Genomic DNA, 18,586 nt, shown 5'->3' on the forward strand with positions numbered 1-18,586 from the left:
CGACCGCGCCAAGAACCGGTCATCGCCTTCAGGACGGGCGCAGTGCCCCGAGCAACGCCTTTGAGCCCGGTCCGCACGGGCGCTGCTGCACCAAGGTCCGGAGCTATAGTGGGGTGAACACGATGCCGGCGGGACGCATGGACGCGCCGGCACTGCACGGTCTCCAGTGCCGGCACACAAGTGCGCAGCGGCAATCCCATCCGGGTTTCCAGGACCGATCCAGCATCAGCCGGTGCGGGAGAGTTCGGCCGCGATGATCATGCGCTGGATGTCGCTCGTGCCCTCATAGATTCGGCAGATACGCGCGTCGCGATATATCCGCTCGACCGCGAAGTCCTTGAGGTAGCCGTAGCCACCATGGACCTGGATCGCCTCCGAGGCGACCCATTCGGCACTCTCGGAAGCGTAGAGCTTGGCCATCGCCGCCTCGGTCTTGCAGGCCTGCCCGGCATCGCGCAGGCGTGCGGCATGGTGCAGGTAGCAGCGCGCGGTTTCGACCTTCATGCGCATGTCGGCAAGCCGGAAGCCCACGGCCTGATGCTCGACGATCCGCTTGCCGAACGTGCGCCGTTCGAGCGCATAGGCATGGGCGTGGTCGAAGGCCGCCCTTGCAAGACCGACCGACTGCGCCGCGATCCCGAGCCGACCGAGCTCGAGCGTGCCCATCGCCAGCGCGTAACCGCCGCCGACCGTCCCGAGGATATGGTCGTCGGGCACGAAGACATCCTCAAGGCCCACCTGGCAGGTCTCGGAGACCGAAAGACCAAGCTTGTCCTCGACCCTGAGAACACTGTAGCCCGGCGACGACGGCGGAACCAGGAAGGCGGTGATGCGGCGGCGCGGATCCTCGTTCACGACCGTGGCGAAGATAATGGCGACGTCGGCGGACTTGCCGTTCGACATGAACTGCTTGGTGCCGGAAAGCCGGTATCCACCCTCGCAGCGCCGGGCCCTGGTGGCGATCGCGAAGGCGTTCGACCCGGCTTCCGGCTCGGTCAGGCCGAAGGCGCCGTTGATCCGACCCTCTGCCAGTGGCCGGAGGTAGCGGCTCTGCTGCATCTCGGACCCGTGGTGGAGGAGGGGGCTCGACACCAGTCCGTTGTGCAGCGCCATCATCGCCCCGATGCTGCCATCGGCGGCGGCAACTTCCTCGACGGCCAACACGTAACTGACATGGTCGGCGCCGACGCCTCCCAGATGTTCCGGCACCAGCATGCCGAGAAAGCCGAGCCCACCCAGTGCCGCCATCTCGTCGCGCGGAAAGTCCCCGACGCGGTCGCGCTCCCCCGCCGTCGGCGCAAGGCGTTCCTGCGCGAAGGCGCGGGCGCTGTCGCGGATCATGCGCTGGTCTTCGGTCAATAAACTGTCGTGCATGTCAGGCCCCCTCGGGGTTGTGGGTTGAATCGTGCAGGATGCCGTCCTCGATCAGCCGGACGATTTCCTCTGCCGGAAGGCCGAGCCGGTCGGCCAGAACGGCCGGCCCATCGGCGCCGAGGCCGGGTGCCGCCGCCACAGGCTGCGCTTGCATCGCGGAGAAGCGCACCGGCTGGGCCATGACACGCTCGGCTCCGCCACCGGCGGCCGGGACGGTCGGCAGCAGGTCTCGCGCTGTGACCTGCGGTCCGGCAACAGCCTCGGGCAAGGTGAGGATCGGTGAGGCCGGAACGTCATGGGCGTGCAGCCGTTCCAGTACTTCGGCGACCGGCAGCGGATTGCTCCACATCTCGATCAGCGACTTCAGGGCAGCGTGGTTGTCGTGGCGCGGCCCGTTCGACGAGAACCGCGGATCCTGCGCAAGGTCGGGCCGGCCCATCGCCTCGGCCAGTTTCGCGAACTGGCGCGGGTTCAGCACCGCGATCGTGTAGTGGCCGTCGGCGGCGCGGAACACGCCGAAGGGCGCGCCGAGCGGATGGCGGTTCCCGACCCTTGTCGGCGCCCGGTCGCCATGCAGATGCTGGGCAAGCCCGGCGGGCATCAGGTTGAACAGGCAGTCGTACATCGCCACGTCGACGAACTGACCCTTGCCCGTATTCCCGCGCGCGACCAGCGCCGCCAGCGCGGCCCATGAGGCAAAAAGGCCCGAGGCGAGGTCGGCGACCGATTCCCCCGTCATCGTGGGCGGCCCGTCGGGTTCGCCCGTCAGGTCCATGAAGCCGGTCATGGCCTGGATCACGAGGTCATAGGCCGGCAGATCCCCCATCGGGCTTTCCCGACCGAAACCCGAGATCGAGACCTGGATGAGCCCCGGATTTTCCGCCGCGAGCGTCTCATGGCCAAGACCCATGCTCTCCATCACGCCCGGACGGAAGTTTTCAACGAGAATGTCGCTGGACAGCGCAAGCTGCCGAACGATGTCCCGCCCGCGATCCGAGCGCAGGTCCAGCGCGACGCTCTTCTTGCCGCGATTGAGCAGCCGGAACAGCGCGCCGGTGCCATCAGCCACCGGCGGCACGTGGCGGTAGTCGTCGCCGCCGGGTGTCTCGATCTTGATCACCTCGGCACCGAGATCCGCCAGAAGCGCGGTGCAGAACGGCCCTGCCAGCACGCGGGTCAGGTCCAGCACGCGGATGTTCGACAGACAGGGGGTGTTCATGCTCCGCTCCCGAAAGATTTTGCGGAGCCAGAATTGCAGTGGGCCAATCCAGAAGAAAGAATTATATTCGAGCAATCAAAATAGGAAAATCGAATAATGCCAACGTTCCGCCAGTTGCGCTACTTCGCGGCCGTTGCCCAGACCGGCAGCGCGACCCGCGCGGCCGCGCTCCTCAATGTGTCGCAACCGTCGATATCGGCCGCCATTCGGGAACTTGAAGCGGATCTGGGCCGGGCGCTTTTCCTGCGGCGGCAGGCGCAGGGGCTGGAACTGACGCCCTTCGGCGCCGAGACGGCCCGCGAGGCGCGCGAGATACTCGCCCGGGTCGAGACGATGATGACCCGCACCGGCACCCCGCTCAGGCTGGCGCTCGGGTATTTCGCGACGCTCGGGCCGACATGGGTTCCGGGCATCGCCGCGCAACTCGAAACCTCGTTTCCCGACATGACACTCGAACTGCAAGAATGCGATCTGGAGGGGATTGCACGCTTTCTTGCGAACGGTGTGATCGACTGCGCTCTGAGCTACGATGTCGGTCTTCCGCCGGGAACCGAGCGCACCGTTCTGACCGAGGTCCGCCCGCACGCCCTTCTGCCAAGGGACCATCCGCTCGCCATGCGCGAGGCGGTCAGCCTCGCCGAGCTTGCGGAGTGCGACTTCATCCTGATCGACCTGCCGCTCAGCCGCGAGTTCCTGATGGTCCCGTTCTGGCAGCTTGGCCTGTCGCCGCGGATACGGCTGAAAACCCGCTCGATCGAGATGGCCCGGCGCATGGTCGCCGTCGGCCTGGGCGTTTCGCTTCTGGTCACGCCCCCCGGCGAAGGGGCCGCCCCGCCGTCGTCCGCGATTGTTCACAGGCCGCTCCTGGACGCCGTGCCAAGCCAACGTCTTGTCCTTGCAAATACTCCCGCACCGCACCCCAATCCGGCCCTGACCGCGGCGACGGAAGCAATCCGCCGGTATTTCGCAACCGGCATGGCGGGGCGGTAAGCATACCGCCCACGTCGAAGACCGGCCGTCCTTAGCCGAAGAGCCTGGCCGCCGCCGCGCGATAGGCCGCGCGGATCGCCTCCTCCTCGGGGTGGCGGCCGTCGCGGATGACCCAGCGTCCCCCGATCATGACATCGCGTACCGGGTTCTGGGTGCCGCCGAGCAGCCAGGCGTCGAGGACGGTGTCGGGGCCGTGGCCGAGCAGCACGTGGGACTCCGGGTCGAGCATGACCAGATCGGCCCGACGTCCGGCGACAATCGCGCCACCGCCCTGCCCAGAGGCCTGCTCGCCCCCGGCCAGCGCGGTGTCGAACAGAACCCGGCCGCTATGGACCGGCGCGCCGCCTTGCGGCCGGGCAAGGATATTGCGCCGCCGCAGTTCCAGCCGCTTGCCGCATTCGAGAATGCGCAATTCCTCGGCCGTCGAGGTCGAATAATGGCTGTCGGTGCCGATACCCCAGGCGCCACCCGCGCCGTGATATTCGGGCAGGGCGAAAAAGCCGTCGCCCATCGTCGCCTCGGTCAGCGGGCAGATGCCGGCGACCGCGCCGCTTTGCGCCGAACCGGCGATCTCGGACGCGTCGAGATGGGTGGCATGCACGAGGCACCAGCGGTCGTCGAGCCCGACATTGTCCAGAAGCCACTGGACGGGGCGCGCGCCAAGGCCCGCCTTCACCTCCTCGACCTCATGGGTGGTCTCGGAGACGTGGATGTGCAGCCGCGCATTGGCATCCATCGCCTGCATTCCCGCCAGGACGGCCCGCGCCTCGTCCGGCGTGACGGCCCGCAGCGAATGCAGCGCGAGACCCACGGCGAGGTTGCGGTGCGTATCCCGGCGCCCACGCAGGGTATCGATTAGCTTCAGATAATCGTCCACAGAATGCACAAAACGCTTCTGCGTTTCCTCCACCGGCCTGCCGATACCGCCATGCGCGTAAAGCACCGGCAGGATCGTCAGGCCCAGACCGGTGCGGTCAGCCGCCGCGATCAGCCGGTCGGACATCTCGGCCGGGTTCGCGTGGGCGCCCCCGCCGGCCATGTGGTGGACATAGTGGAACTCGCAGACCGCCGTCATGCCGAACTGGAGCATCTCCAGATAGACCAGCGCCGCGATCGCCTCATAGGTCTCGGGCGTGAGCCGGTCGACCAGCCGATACATCTCCTTCCGCCAGGTCCAGAGGTTGTCCTCGGCGCGTGCCGCCGTGACGAACTCGGTCCGCCCCGCCAGCGCCCGCTGGAAGGCGTGGGAATGCAGGTTCGACAGCCCCGGCACGCCGAAACCACCAAGCCGTTCGACAGGACGCCCGTCCGGCCTTGTGCCCGAGACGGACAGGATCACGCCATCGGCCCCCACTTCGACATAGCCCGGCGAGAGCCAGCCGTCGGGCTGATGCAGGTGTTCGACCTCGTAGATCGTCGTCATGGTGGTCTCCGTCAATCAGTCAGGGCGCCCGACCGCGCCAGACGGTCGATCGCGGAAAGGATCGGGCCAAGAACGGCGCGCAATTTCCCGGCGCGGACTTCGTCAAAGACCCAGGGGGGCGATTCCGCGGCGAGATAGGCGCGCTGCGCGATCTCCATCTGGATCGCATGGACGCCCGCGCCGGGGCGGCCGTAGTGCCGCGTCGTCCAGCCGCCCTTGAAGCGGCCGTTCAGCACGGTCGGAAAGCCGGAGCCTTCGCAGGCTGCCAGGACCGCTTCGGTCATCGTGGCGCTGCAGGTCTCGCCGCCGTTGGTGCCGATATTGAACACCGGCAGCGTGCCGGGAAACAGGAACGGGATGTCCGAGCGGATCGAATGGCAGTCATAGACCACGGCGACGCCGTGCCGCGCCTTGACACGCTCCACCTCGGCTTCAAGCGCGGCGTGATAGGGCGCGTGGAATTCAGCCCGGCGCGCGGTGATATCGCCGGCATCGGGTTCGCCGCCGTCCGCCCAGATCGGCCGTCCGTCGAAGTCGGTGATCGGGCACAGCGCGGTTGTATTTTGGCCGGGATACAGAGAGGCCCCGGCGGGATCGCGGTTCGCGTCGATCAGATAGCGATGGAACGTGGCCCGCACCACCGTGGCGCCGGGCAGAAGCCCGTCGTAAAGCCGTCCGATGTGCCAGTCGGTATCGGCCAGTGCCCCGCCCGTCGCGTTGAGCCGTTCCTTCACGGCAGCGGGCAGCCACGTCCCGCCATGTGGTTGGCCAAGGATGACGGGGCTGTCGCCCGCGATGACCTCAACGGGATGCATCATACCCCCTCGGCATCGCGGAAGACGACCTTGCCGGCTTTCATCACAAGCCGCGCCCGCCCGCGCCCCAAGCGATAGGCCATGTCCTCATAGCGTTGATACGGAAAGATGGCGATGTCGGCGTCCTTGCCCGGTTCCAGCGAGCCGAGCCGGTCGCCGCGGTCAAGCGCCATCGCGGCATGCAGCGTTCCCGCCCGGATCGCCTCTGCCGGGCCGAACTTGTAAAGCCGGCAGGCGAGCTGCACCACGAAGGGCATCGATTCCAGCCAGCAGCCGGGGCACATGTCGGTGGCCAGCGCCACGGTGATGCCTGCATCCATCAACGCGCGCGCGTCGAACGGGCGCGAATGGCCGACCGAGAAATCGAGCGCGGGCATGACGACGCAAACCACCCCCGCCTCGCGCAGGCCGGCGTATTCGGACGGATCAGTGAAGTTCATGTGGTCGGCCGATACCGCCTTCAACTCCGCCGCAAGCTTCGAGCCGCCGATGTGCGAATACGCGTCGGTATGGATCTTGACCTTCAGCCCGTGTTCCAGGCCGCGTTCCAGGATCGCGCGGGATTCCTCGACCGTGTAGTAGCCGTCGTCACAGTAGACGTCGTTGAACTCCGCCAGGCCGCGCCGCGCGACCTCGGGGATCATCTCGTCGAGGATCTCGCGGATATAGGCCTCGCGCGGCTTGTCGTCGGGAAACTCGTGCGCGCCAAGGAAGGTCGAGACGATTTCGATCGGCTGGCGGTGGCCGAGTTCGCGGTTGACCTCGAGCATCTTGATCTCGGTCGCGGTGTTCAGCCCGTAGCCGCTCTTGCTTTCGACGGTCGTGGTGCCAAAGGCCAGCATGTGGTCGAGCCGTTCGGCCGCGCTGGCGACCAGTTCCTCCAAGGATGCCTCGCGCATCATCTGCGCGGTCGCGGTAATTCCGACAGGAATGCCCATCGCGCGGATTTCTGCGGCCGTCCTGCCCTGCACCTTCTGGGCATATTCCTCGACGCGCGACTTGTGGAAGACCAGATGCGTGTGGCAGTCGACGAAGCCGGGCATCACCAGTCCGCCCTTGGCGTCGATCCGTTCCGCCGCCGAAAGGTCATGCGCCGCGGCGATCTCCTCCGGGCTGCCGATGGCGGCGATCGCGTTGCCGCTGATCGCCACCACCGTGTTCTTGAGGGCACCGACCAGATCGGCCGCGTCGGGTGCGCAGGTCAGAACCTGCCCTGCGTTCTCGATAAGCGTCGTGATCCGTGTCATGCCGGTGCCCTCCCTTTGCTTACTTCGACTTCTTGCGCGGCGCGGAGGCGTCGTCCGGCCCGAAGGTCGCGGTCGGCGTCCACCACAGCGGCACCTGCACGCCGTCCTTCTCGAACCGCTCGGCCGCCGCCTTGCGGGCGATGTCGTAGCCCGCCTGCGCGTGGCGCACCACGCCGATGCCGGAGTCGGTGGTCAGGCAGGCCGCCAGCCGCACATCCGCCTCGGCAGAGCCGTCGGCGATCATGGTCACGCCGGTATGCACGGCCTCGCCCATGGAGTAGTTTTCCTGGATCGCGACGAGGTCGGCCCCGGCGGCGGTGTTCAGGAGCGCGTTCAGGTAGGGCCAGTCCGAGATCAGGTCGGAGCCGTCGAGCATCCGCTCGGATTCGAAGGTCGGGTTCACGATCGAGCCGGAGTCGAGGTTGTCGCGCGAGAAGGCGACCGGGCCTTTCAGTTCGCCATTGCGCACCATCTCGTTCACGCGCATCCCGAAGGCCTTGCGCTGGCCGAAGCCGAGATAGCAGATGCGGGCCGGCAGGCCCTCGATCGGGATGTGCTTACGGGCCAACTGGATCCAGTCGCGCACCAGGTCGTCGTCGGCGAACATTTCCTCGACCACGTCGTCGAGCTTGCGCAGGTCTTCCGGATCGCGCGACACGCAGGTCCAGCGGAAAGGCCCGCGGCCTTCGCAGAAGAGCGGCCGAATATAGGCCGCGACGAAGCCGGGGATCTGCATCGCCTTGTCGACCGGCATGCCGGCGTCACGCGCTTCCTTGCGCAGGCTGTTGCCGTATTCGAAGACCTGAACGCCCCGGTCGTGGAACTCGTTCATCAGGGTCAGGTGCTCGATCATCGCCTTGCCGGCCAGCTTGAAGTAGCGGTCACGGTCGGACTTGCGCAGTTCGCGGGCCTCTTCCACCGTCACGCCCTCGGGCACATAGGACAGGGGATCGTGCGCCGGGGTCATGTCGGTGATGATGTCGGGGGTGAAGCCCGTCTCCTTCGCCTTGCGGAGCACTTCCACCGCGTTGCCGAAAAGCGCAATGCCGAGCGGCCGGCCCTCGGCCGCGGCGGCCTTGGCCTTCGCCACCGCCTCGTCGAAGTCATAGCAGATTTCGTCGCAGTAGCCGACCTCGAGCCGGTGCTTCATCACCTTCTCGTCCACGTCGGCGCAGATGCAGACGCCGCCCAGCATCGTCATCGCGCGGGTCTGGTTGCCGCCCATGCCGCCCATGCCGGCGGTCAGGAGGATGCGGCCCTTCAGGCTGCCGTCGAACTTCTGGTCCTTGATTGCGACGAGCGTCTGGAACGTGCCCTGGATAACGCCCTGCGTGCCGATGTATTCCCACGGCGCGGCGGTGTACTGGGCGTAGATCGTCAGGTTCTTGTCCTGTAGGTCGTAGAAGATCGGCCAGGTCGCCTTCATGATGTTGGTCGTGGCCATCACGACGCGGGGTGCGAGCGTGCTGGTGCGGAAGATCGCGACCGGCATGCCCGACTGGACCACCAGAGTCTCGTCGTTCTCAAGCTCCTGCAACGACTTGACGATGGCGTGGTAGCTTTCCCAGTTACGGGCGCATTTGCCGATGCCGCCGTAGATCACCAGCTCTTCGGGGTGCTCGGCGTTCTCCATGTTGTTTTCGAGCATGCGCAGGATCGTCTCCTGCTTCCAGCCCTTGCAACGCAGGTTGTTCCCGCCCATTGCACGGACGGAGAATAGTATCTCGGGTTTTCCCATGATGTCCTCCTCGGTGAATGGTCGCCCTATCGGCATCAAATGGCGACCGAAATGGTATATACAACTATATACATTTGATACATGCGATTCTGTCAAGCGCTCCGTTATCAGGGAGGCGCGTTTTGTTTCTGGCGCTTGTCCGAAACTTGTCATAGCCTGTACGGCACCGGCAACCGGAGCATCGAGTACCCATGCCGATCAACAAGCGCAGCAGAAACGGTGCGAGCGGAGGCCGATCCGACAAGGCTGCGGGGCCGGCGCTGTCGCTGGGCCAGATGGTTCGGAACCATGTCCTCTCCAAGATCGAATCCGGCGAATGGGCCGAGGGCGCACGAATTCCGTCCGAGACGCAGCTTGTCGATCAGCTCGAAGTGTCACGGATGACGGTCCATATAGCCTTGCGCGATCTTTCGGCCGAAGGCGTGTTGATGCGGCGGCAGGGGGCGGGCACCTTCGTCGCGCCGCGCCGGAGCCAGTCGACCTTTCTTGAGCTGCGCAACATCCATGCGGAGATCGAGGCCCGCGGAAACCGGCATTCCGCCGAGGTTCTGACGCTAGAGACCGTATTCTGCGACCTTGCGCTTGCAACAGAACTGAATGTCCCGCCAGGATCTGAAGTTTTCCATTCCGTACTCTTGCATCGCGAAAACGACCGCCCGCTTCAGATCGAGGACCGCTTCGTCAATCCGCGATTCTCGCCTGACTACATGGAGCAGGACTTTACCCGGATCACGCCGAACGAACATCTCATGGCGGCCGGCCCTCTTGAGGAAGTCGAGCATGTGATCCAGGCGATCCCGGCCGACGAGGCGACCCGGTCGCTGCTTGAAATGACGGTTGGCGACCCGGTGCTGCTGCTGCGAAGGCGGACCTGGTCGCGGGGAATGATCGCGTCGAGCGCGCGACTCCTGCATCCCGGCGCGCGGTTCAGCCTGGCCGGGCAGATGCGCGTCACGCGCTGATCATGAGCTTCTGGAATCGTTCCGTCATCCCCCCCCGGGGGTGGCCAAGATTTCCCTTGACAGATTCCCGATTCGCATCAGATGCTCAAGTTGCATATACAAGCAGATGCAACTGGGAGGTTCGAATGCATAGACGAAAGTTTCTCGGGGCGACGGCCGCCGCCGCGGCCGGAACAGGCCTTGCCGCGCCGGCGCTGGCGCAGGAGCGGATTACCTGGGACATGGTCACTTCGTGGCCGACCGGAGCCCCGGGACTTGACGACAGCGCGCGGCGCATCGCCCAGCGGATCACGGACCTTTCGGGCGGCCGGCTGGTGATCAACGTGCACGGCGCCGGCGAGATCGTCCCGGCTTTCGGCGTCTTCGATGCCGTCTCGCAGGGCGTGGCGCAGATGTACCACTCGGTCCCCGCCTACTGGATCTCCAAGAACAAGGCGATCGGGATGTTCGGCTCGTTCCCCTTCGGGCTGACCATGTTCGAGCATCTGGGCTGGATGTACTGGGGCGGCGGCCAGGAGCTTTACGACAAGATCTACGACGGCTTTGGCCTCAAGGGCTACCTCGCCGGCGGCACCGGCCCGCAGTGGTTCGGCTGGTTCCGCAACGAGATCAACACGCTCGACGACCTGCGCGGGCTGCGCATCCGCACCACCGGCTTCGCCGGCGAGATGCTGAACAAGGTGGGAGTTGCCGTGGTCACGCTGCCGGGCGGCGAGGTCTTCCAGGCGCTTCAGTCGGGAACGATCGACGCGGCGGAGTTCGTGGGCCCGTGGAATGACTTCGCCTTCGGTTTCCACCAGGTCGCAAAGAACTACTATGCTCCGGGCGTGGGCGAGCCGTCCTCGACCGAAGAGGTCGTCATGAACGCCTCCGCCTACAACGCGTTGCCCGACGATCTGAAGCTCATCGTCAAGACCGTTGCGATGTCGGCCGCCGTCGAGACCACGATGGACTACGAGATCAACAACGCCAAGACGGTGCGCCTGCTCACGTCCGAACACGGCGTGACCGTGCGCACGCTGCCGCAGCCCATTGTCGACGGTCTCGCCGCGGCGACCGGCGAACTCGTCCAGGAGCTGCACGCCGATTCCGATCCGGCGGTGCGCGAAGTCATCGGCAGCTACGCGAAGTACCGCAACCTGATGGCGGAATACGCGCCCTACGCCTTCGCCGGCGAGATGAACGCCCGTACGCAACCCTTCGCGGAAGGCTGAGCGGGACACGATGCAAAACCTGGTCGCCATCAGCCGCGTTCTGGACTGGCCCTCCCGGGTGCTGGGACGCTGGATTCCGTGGCTGGTGGCGGCCGTGGTCTTGCTCAAGTTCTCGACGGTGGCGCTTCGCTACCTGTTTTCTTCCACCAGCATCAAGCTGCAGGACTCGGTCACCTATGCCCATGCCTCGCTCTTCATGCTGTTGGTGGGCTACGCCTATCTGCGCGACGATCATGTGCGGGTGGACATGTTCTACGCCAATATGAGCGCCCGCGGCCGGGCGCTCGTCGACCTGCTCTGCGTCGTGCTGTGCGTCCTGCCGCTCTGTGCGATCCTCGGCTGGTTCTCCTGGCCCTATGTTTCGGCGGCCTGGGCAATCCGCGAGGGCGCGCTGTTCTTCGGCGGGATGCCGTTCACCTATCTGTTCAAGACCGTCATCCTCGCCTTTACCGTGCTCCTGGCGGTGCAGGCGTTCGCCATCGCTCTGCGCTGCGTCGCGGTTCTGGGCGGAGCGAAGGTCGACCTCTTCGAGACGACCAAGGAGGTCGATTGACATGGAGACGCTCCCGCTCGACCTTCTGATGTTCGCCGGACTCTGCATTCTGGTGCTGACCGGCGCCCCCATCGCCTTCGTCCTCGCCGGGACCGCGGTGATCTTCTCCCTGATCGGCTGGGCCGCGGGCGAACTGAACTTCAACCTGATCGGCGCGCTGCCGACGCGGCTGTTCAACACGATGAACGCGGAATCGCTGATCGCTATCCCGCTCTTCGTCTTCATGGGTCTGATCCTGGAGAGGGCGCGCATCGCCGAAGAATTGTTGCGGACCATGGGCGCCTTGTTCGGCAGCCTGAGGGGCGGGCTCGGGGTTTCGGTCACGCTCGTCGGCGCGCTCCTCGCGGCCTCCACGGGGATCGTCGGGGCGACGACGGTGACGATGGGGCTGATGGCGCTGCCGGTGATGCTGCGCTACGGCTACGGTCCGGCCTTTTCGAGCGGGATCATCTGCGCGGCGGGAACGCTGGGGCAGATCATCCCGCCCTCGACGGTCCTCATCATCATGGGCGAGGTGCTGGCCTCGGCCTATCAGCAGGCGCAACACCAGGCCGGCAACTTCGCCGCGCGGACGATCAGTGTGGGCGAACTTTTCGCCGGATCTCTGATCCCCGGCCTCCTGCTGGTGGGGCTTTACATCGCCTACCAACTGGCCGCGGCCTACATTCGACCCGGCCTGGCGCCCGCCCTGCCGCGCGAGGCGATGGTGACTGCCGATGGCGCCCGCGCGGGCGAGGTGTCGGCGCTTGACGTGCTGCGGGTGCTGTTTCCGCCGCTGGCGCTGATCGTGGCGGTGCTGGGCTCGATCTTGGGCGGCGTCGCCACCGCGACCGAAGGCGCCGCCGTCGGCGCGGTGGGCGCGACGCTGCTGGCCGGGATGCGGACGGGTCGCAACCGATGGGCGCTGTGGGTGGCGGTCCTGGGCACCGCCGTCTTGATGGCGATGGCCGGGGGCTTCGACCTGCGGCTCGGACGTCCCGACGCCCCGGCCGGCGATCGGGTGGTGCTCGGCATCGCGCTGGCGCTCGCCGGGCTGGTGCTTCTGGCTGTCGCAGCGATCTGGCGCGACCTGGGGCGCGACCGGATTCTCGTTCCGGCGATGCAGGCGACGGCGCGGACCACCACGATGATCTTCACCATCGTCATCGGCGCCCTGTTCTTCTCGCTGGTGTTCCGCGCGCTCGGCGGGGACCTGCGCATCCAGGCGCTGCTGGAGGCCGCGCCGGGCGGGGTCCATGGCGCGATGATCCTCGTCATGGCGATGATGTTCTTCCTTGGCATGTTCCTCGACTACGTCGAAATCACGATCATCGCGATCCCGGTGGTCGGGCCGCCGATCCTGGGGGCCGGCGTGGATCCGATCTGGTTCGGCGTGATGGTTGCGCTCGTCATGCAGACCTCGTTTCTGACGCCCCCCGTCGGCTACACGCTCGCCTATCTGCGGTCCGTCGCGCCGCCCTCGGTCTCGACCCAGGCGATCTGGATCGGCGCGGTGCCGTTCATCCTGTTGCAGCTTCTGGCCGTCTTGACCGTCTATTTCCTTCCCGGCCTCGCGACTTGGCTGCCGGCGCAACTGTTCTGAGCCCGCCATGAGCATCTCGCACTTTTCGATCCCGCGACCCAGCGACCGCCTCGACGATATTCCTGGCTATGGCCGGGGCCGAGCCGGGCAGACCGTTTCCTTCCGCCACCGGCTCGGTTCGAACGAGGCGCCCGACGCGCCGAGTCCGTCCGTTCAGGCGGCGGTCGCCGCGGCCTTCGCGGGCGTCAACCGCTATCCTGACCTGAGGGGCGAGACACTCTCGGAAGCGCTGGTGCGGAGGCACGGCCTTTCCCCCGACGCGGTCGCGGTCGGGGCCGGCTCCATCGTCATCCTCGACCAGCTGATCCGCGCCTGGTGCGATCCGGGCGACGAGGTGGTGACGCCGTGGCGCTCCTACGAGGCCTATCCGATCCTCGCCGCTCTGGCGGGCGCGCGCATGGTCGAGGTCCCGCTTGATGGCTCGGCGCGGCTCGATCCGGCGAAGCTTCTTGCGGCGGTGGGGCCGCGCTGCCGGGTGGTGCTGATCTGCAATCCCAACAACCCGACCGGCACCGCGCTGTCCGAGGATGCCATCGACGCGCTGCTGGCGTCGCTGCCACAGGACGTGCTGGTCATACTTGACGAAGCCTATGCCGACTATGCGGGCGATGCCGCAGATGTGGCGGCCCGGCTGGCGCGCCGCCTTTCACGGCACGCCAATCTGGCGGTGCTGCGCACCTTCTCCAAGGCCTGGGGGCTTGCCGGGATGCGCGTCGGCTACTGCCTCGCCGATCCCCGCATCATCGCCGCCGTCCACGCCGTCCAGCCGCCGTTTCCCCTGCCGACCCCGGCGCTTGCCGCCGCGCTGGCGAGTCTCGCGGAGCCTGAGGCCGTCGCCGCCCGCGTCGCCACCAATGCCACAGAACGCGCGCGGCTTTCAGATGGCCTCGTCAAGACTGGCCTGCCGGTCGCCGACAGCGCGGCCAATTTCATCTGGCTCCCGGTGGGCGATGACGCCGAACGGCTGACCGCGCATCTCGCTGCGGCCGGGATTGCCGTGCGCTGCTTTGCGGGCGAGGGCGTGCGCATCACCACCGGCACCGCTGTCGATACGGACGCCGTGCTCGGCGCCGCTGCCGGGTGGGACGCGCGCAATCTGCGCGCGGGCTCCGGCCAGAACAAAGGAAGCTGACAATGCACGACCCCATCCGCCTTGGCGAAGCCCCCGTCGGGCTCGGCGATCTGGCCGCCGTCGCGCGCGGTCGTCGGGCGATTACACTCGCCGAGGCGGCGCGCCGCGCCATGAAGGTCAGCGAGGGCTGGGTCGCGGGACTTTCGGCACAGATGGATCGCGGCGAGGAAACCCAGGCGATCTATTCGATCAACACCGGCTTTGGCTCCCTGTCCGGCCGGCAGGCGTTCCGCTCCTCTGCGCAGGCGCGCGATCTTTCGCGCCGTCTCGTCGTGTCGAACGCGGCCGGCGTCGGGCGCCATCTCGACCCCGAGGTGGTGCGGGCGGCCATGCTGATCCGCGCGGCGAGCCTTGTGCGCGGCTATTCGGCCGTGCGGCCCGAGGTGGTCGAGACGATCCTCGCCATGCTCGACCGGGACGTGGTGCCGGTGGTGCCGGAATACGGCTCTCTCGGCGCGAGCGGCGACCTGATCCCGCTCGCCCACATGGCGCTGGTCATGTCGCGCGACGAGGCCGGCGAGGCCGAGATCGACTCGGGCGAGGCCTTTTATCAGGGCCAGCGCATGTCGGGCACAGCCGCGATGGCGGCGGCGGGGATCGAGCGGCTGGTGCTCGGGCCGAAGGAGGGGCTGGCGCTGTTGAACGGCACGTCCTTCTCCACCGCGCAGACAGCGCTGGCACTGGCGGACGCGGAAACGCTGCTTGAGACGGCCGAGATCGCAGCCGCCATGTCGATCGAGGCGCTGATGGGCTTCGGCGACGCCTTCATCCCCGAACTGCACGAGGCGCGCGGCCATCCCGGCCAGATCGCCACCGCCGCCAATATCCGCCGGTTGCTGGAAGGCAGCCGCCTCATCGACGGCGGCATCGGCCGCGATCCCGAACGTCAGCCGCCACAGGATGCCTATTCGCTGCGCTGCGTTCCACAGGTGCTGGGCCCGGTGCGCGACACGCTGGCCTTCGTGCGCGGCATCGTCGAGCGCGAGATCAACGCCGCCACCGACAACCCCCTGATCTTCGCCGACCGGCTGCCGGGGCGCAGCCTGAAGGCGGTCTCGGGCGGCAACTTCCACGCCGAATATGTCGCCTTCGCCGCCGATTTCCTGTCGATCGCTGTGACCGAGATCGGCAACATCGCCGAACGCCGCCTGTTCCGGCTGAACGACGGCACCCTGAATCGCGGCCTGCCCGACATGCTGGTGGCGAGCGAGCATGTCGGCATGGATTGCGGCTACATGCTGCCGCAATATCTTGCCGCGGCGCTGGTGTCGGACTGCAAGACACTCGCCCATCCAGACAGCGTGGATTCGATCCCCACCTGTTCGAACCAGGAAGATCACGTCTCGATGGCCAACAATGCCGGGCGTCATGCGCGGCAGATCGTTGAGAACATCGAGAATGTCGTCGGCATCGAGGTGTTGATGGCGGCGCAGGCGCTGGAATTGCGGCTGACGGAGCGTGGGTTCGGGGCCGAGGCGCTGGCCCCCGCCTCGCGCGCGGTTCTGACGATGCTGCGGGCGACCCCGGCGACCGATGGCCGGCCGATCGGCCACCTGGAGCGTGACCTCGTGCTCTATCCACGCATTCACCGTGCGGCGGAACTGGTCAATTCCGGCGCGGTGCGGGATGCCGTCCGGGCGGCTCTGCGCTGAGGAGGTGCGGATGCGCGCATCCCTTCCTGCGGCCGTCGTTGCCGAACTGCGCCAGAGCTTTGGCGACCGCTTCCAGGAGGGCCGGGCGATCCGCGACCAGCATGCGGCGACGACGACCTGGCTCGCGCCCGAGCCGCCCGACGCGGTGGTCTTCGCGCGCTCGACCGAGGAGGTGGCGACGGTCATCCGGCTCTGCGCGCGCGAGGGCATTCCGGTCATCCCCTTCGGCGCGGGCACCTCGCTCGAAGGCCAGGTGAATGCGCCCTTCGGCGGGATCAGCCTCGACCTGTCGCAGATGAACCGGATTCTTGCGGTCCATGCCGAGGACATGGATGCCGTGGTCCAGCCCGGCGTCACCCGGACCCGGATCAACACACATCTGCGCGATACCGGCCTCTTCTTCCCGCTCGATCCCGGCGCGGATGCGAGCCTTGGCGGGATGGCGGCGACGCGCGCCTCGGGCACGACGGCCGTGCGCTACGGCACGATGCGCGATGCCGTGCTGGCGCTTGAAGCCGTGATGCCCGATGGCTCGGTGATCCGCAGCGGCTCCCGAGCCCGCAAGAGCGCGGCGGGCTACGACCTGACGCGGCTTCTGATCGGGGCGGAGGGAACGCTCGGCGTCATCACCGAACTGACGCTGCGTCTGCAGCCGGTGCCCGAGGCGATCACCGCGCTTTCCTGCAGCTTTCCGACCGTGCCCGCCGCCTGCGAGGCGGTGATCGCCGCGCTGGGTTGCGCCGTGCCGGTGGCGCGGATCGAGTTGATGGACCAGGCCACGGTGCGCGCCGTCAATGCATATTCCGGCACGGGCTTGGCCGACACCCCGCTGCTGATTGCCGAGTTCCACGGTTCCGTCGACGCAGCGGCCGAGGCCGAGGCAACCTTCCGCGCGCTGGCCGAGGAGTACGGTGGGCATGACTTCCGCGCCGCCAGCACGACTGAAGAGCGAAACCGCCTCTGGAAGGCGCGCCACGACGTGTTCTGGGCGGTCTCTGCCTTGCGCCCGGGCGCGCGCGGCATCAGCACCGATGTTTGCGTCCCGGTCTCGCGGCTGGCGGACTGCATTGCGGCCGCCGAGGCGAAGGTGGCGGAAGTCGGGCTGGTCGCGCCCATAGCCGGGCATGTCGGCGACGGCAACTTTCACCACCTGATCCTCGTCGACCCGAACGATACGGCGGAATGTGCCCGTGCCGAGGACCATATCGGCTGGCTCAATGACCTTGCCCTGTCGATGGAGGGAACCTGCACAGGCGAACACGGCATCGGTCAGGGCAAGCGCAAGTATCTCGAACGTGAGGCTGGTCCGGCACTTCACCACATGGCGGCGATCAAGGCTGCGCTCGATCCCGGCAATATCATGAATCCGGGCAAGATCCTCGGGGTGACGGACGGACGTGGCCCGGCGGCGTGACAACCTGCTGACCGCCGAGGACTTCCGCCGGGCCGCCCGGCGGAGGCTGCCAAGGCTGTTCTTCGACTATATCGACGGCGCCGCCGGGGATGAGATTACCGCCCGGCGGAACGCAGACGCCTTCGCCGAGATCGCGCTGCATCCGCGAGCGCTGCGCGACGTGTCGGATCGCACGCTCGCCGCGCGCTTTCTGGGCAGTTCGTTCGACCTGCCGCTGATGCTGGGGCCGATCGGCTCGCTCGGAATGTTCCGCGCCGGCGCCGAGACGGACGCCGTCCGCACCGCCCATCGCTTCGGGATCCCGCTCTGCCTTTCGGCCTTCGCGATGACCGCGCCCGAGGACATGCCCGAGCCGCCCCGGCCGGGGGACGCCTGGCAGCTATACGTGCTGAAGGATCGCGGCCGCACCGGGGCGATCATGGACAGGATTGCCGAGGCCGGGTTCGACACGCTCTTCGTCACCGTCGATACCGCGGTGTCGGGTTTACGCGAGCGCGATATCCGCAACGGCCTGCGCCGGATCACGCGGCCCAACGCGGCGATGCTGGCCGACATGGCCCTTCATCCGCGCTGGCTTCTCGATTTCGCGCGGATCTGGCCACCGCAGATGGGCGTGGCCCGGGACTGGTCCGGCGCCGGCCGGTCCTATCTGGAACAGGCGGCGTTCCTGGCTGGCCAGATCGACCCTTCCTTCGACGGGCGCGGCCTCGACTGGCTCAGGGCGCGCTGGAAGGGGCGGCTGGTCGTCAAGGGCATCCTGCACCCCGACGATGCGCGGCTCTGCCTCGATGCCGGCGCCGATGCGCTCGTCGTTTCCAATCACGGTGGCCGGCAGTTCGACGGGGCGCCGGCGACGATCAGTGCGCTGCCCGCCATCGCGGAGGCCGTTGCAGGCCGGATCGGTGTGCTTCTCGACGGCGGAATCCGGCGCGGCGGTGATGTCGTCAAGGCGCTGACGCTCGGCGCCGATGCCTGCCTTCTGGGCCGCGCCTACGCCTTCGCGCTCGCCGCTGCCGGGGAGGCGGGCCTTGTCGCGCTGCTGGGCCATTTTCGCGCGGAAATTGACACGTCTACAGCCCTGCTCGGCAAGGTCTCGGTTGCGGACCTGCGGTCTGGCGATGCGGTGCCAGACCTGCCACGGGTTTTCCGCTCGTCCAGGGACTAGGGTCAGATCGGGTATTTGGCTTGCGCCCCACTTCCAAGCTTGGTCTCCAGATGACAGCCGCGCACGGTTCGGGCGGCGATCTCGGGGCTACGGAAGGCTGGTCCCG

Annotated in this window: 15 protein-coding genes; 9 read left to right on the forward strand and 6 right to left on the reverse strand. The window is 67.3% G+C overall.

Translation table 11 applies throughout. The features are described from left to right. Positions 1–225 precede the first annotated feature (225 nt). A complete protein-coding gene (locus tag V5734_RS07205) occupies positions 226–1,374 on the reverse strand; it encodes an acyl-CoA dehydrogenase family protein (RefSeq protein WP_347312826.1) in 1,149 nt (382 codons plus the stop codon). Between the two features lies 1 nt (position 1,375). Then, on the reverse strand, positions 1,376–2,593 hold the full coding sequence (locus tag V5734_RS07210) for a CaiB/BaiF CoA transferase family protein (RefSeq protein WP_347312827.1): 1,218 nt from the start codon (positions 2,591–2,593) through the stop codon (positions 1,376–1,378). 96 nt (positions 2,594–2,689) lie between these two features. Here V5734_RS07210 and V5734_RS07215 point away from each other — a divergent pair, with 96 nt between their 5' ends. Beyond that, the gene (locus V5734_RS07215) at positions 2,690–3,583 is read left to right on the forward strand and encodes a LysR family transcriptional regulator (RefSeq protein ID WP_347312828.1); all 894 of its coding nucleotides are present in this window, start codon (positions 2,690–2,692) and stop codon (positions 3,581–3,583) included. A 31-nt stretch (positions 3,584–3,614) separates the two neighbouring features. On the opposite strand, the gene V5734_RS07220 is transcribed toward V5734_RS07215, so the two are convergent. Genes V5734_RS07220 through V5734_RS07235 form a run of 4 tightly spaced genes read right to left on the reverse strand, consistent with a single transcriptional unit; the run spans position 3,615 to position 8,806 of the window. Continuing rightward, positions 3,615–5,006, reverse strand: coding sequence for a formimidoylglutamate deiminase (locus V5734_RS07220; protein WP_347312829.1), 1,392 nt, complete (start codon positions 5,004–5,006; stop codon positions 3,615–3,617). Between the two features lie 11 nt (positions 5,007–5,017). After that, entirely contained in the window at positions 5,018–5,821 is an 804-nt protein-coding gene (hutG, locus tag V5734_RS07225) for an N-formylglutamate deformylase (RefSeq protein ID WP_347312830.1), read from the reverse strand. Next, positions 5,821–7,068, reverse strand: a complete 1,248-nt coding sequence (gene hutI, locus V5734_RS07230; protein WP_347312831.1) for an imidazolonepropionase — start codon at positions 7,066–7,068, stop codon at positions 5,821–5,823. The genes hutG and hutI overlap by 1 nt, the downstream gene beginning before the upstream one ends. A 19-nt stretch (positions 7,069–7,087) precedes the next feature. Further along, positions 7,088–8,806 (reverse strand): urocanate hydratase, encoded by a 1,719-nt coding sequence (locus V5734_RS07235; RefSeq protein WP_347312832.1) that lies wholly within the window; start codon positions 8,804–8,806, stop codon positions 7,088–7,090. 191 nt (positions 8,807–8,997) lie between these two features. Between V5734_RS07235 and hutC the strand changes: the two genes are divergently transcribed. The 8 genes from hutC (at position 8,998) to V5734_RS07275 (ending at position 18,480) form a co-directional block, all read left to right on the forward strand. Continuing rightward, positions 8,998–9,768, forward strand: coding sequence for a histidine utilization repressor (hutC, locus tag V5734_RS07240; protein ID WP_347312833.1), 771 nt, complete (start codon positions 8,998–9,000; stop codon positions 9,766–9,768). A 125-nt stretch (positions 9,769–9,893) separates the two neighbouring features. After that, on the forward strand, positions 9,894–10,982 hold the full coding sequence (locus tag V5734_RS07245) for a TRAP transporter substrate-binding protein (RefSeq protein WP_347312834.1): 1,089 nt from the start codon (positions 9,894–9,896) through the stop codon (positions 10,980–10,982). A 10-nt stretch (positions 10,983–10,992) separates the two neighbouring features. Then, complete coding sequence (locus V5734_RS07250) at positions 10,993–11,535, forward strand: TRAP transporter small permease subunit (RefSeq protein WP_347312835.1); 543 nt, start codon at positions 10,993–10,995, stop codon at positions 11,533–11,535. A gap of 1 nt (position 11,536) precedes the next feature. Further along, entirely contained in the window at positions 11,537–13,117 is a 1,581-nt protein-coding gene (locus tag V5734_RS07255) for a TRAP transporter large permease (RefSeq protein ID WP_347312836.1), read from the forward strand. Between the two features lie 7 nt (positions 13,118–13,124). Then, positions 13,125–14,249: a histidinol-phosphate transaminase gene (hisC, locus tag V5734_RS07260; RefSeq protein WP_347312837.1), complete on the forward strand. Its 1,125-nt coding sequence runs from the start codon at positions 13,125–13,127 to the stop codon at positions 14,247–14,249. A gap of 2 nt (positions 14,250–14,251) precedes the next feature. Continuing rightward, positions 14,252–15,901 carry an HAL/PAL/TAL family ammonia-lyase gene (locus V5734_RS07265; protein ID WP_347312838.1) on the forward strand — a complete coding sequence of 550 codons (1,650 nt, stop codon included), beginning with the start codon at positions 14,252–14,254 and terminating at the stop codon, positions 15,899–15,901. Between the two features lie 10 nt (positions 15,902–15,911). Further along, the gene (locus V5734_RS07270) at positions 15,912–17,315 is read left to right on the forward strand and encodes an FAD-binding oxidoreductase (protein ID WP_347312839.1); all 1,404 of its coding nucleotides are present in this window, start codon (positions 15,912–15,914) and stop codon (positions 17,313–17,315) included. After that, positions 17,299–18,480 (forward strand): alpha-hydroxy acid oxidase, encoded by a 1,182-nt coding sequence (locus tag V5734_RS07275; protein WP_347312840.1) that lies wholly within the window; start codon positions 17,299–17,301, stop codon positions 18,478–18,480. Before V5734_RS07270 ends, V5734_RS07275 begins: the two co-directional genes overlap by 17 nt. The last annotated feature ends 106 nt before the right edge of the window (positions 18,481–18,586 follow it).

The organism is Defluviimonas sp. SAOS-178_SWC (assembly GCF_039830135.1).
In the GTDB taxonomy this organism is placed as follows: Bacteria; Pseudomonadota; Alphaproteobacteria; order Rhodobacterales; family Rhodobacteraceae; genus Albidovulum.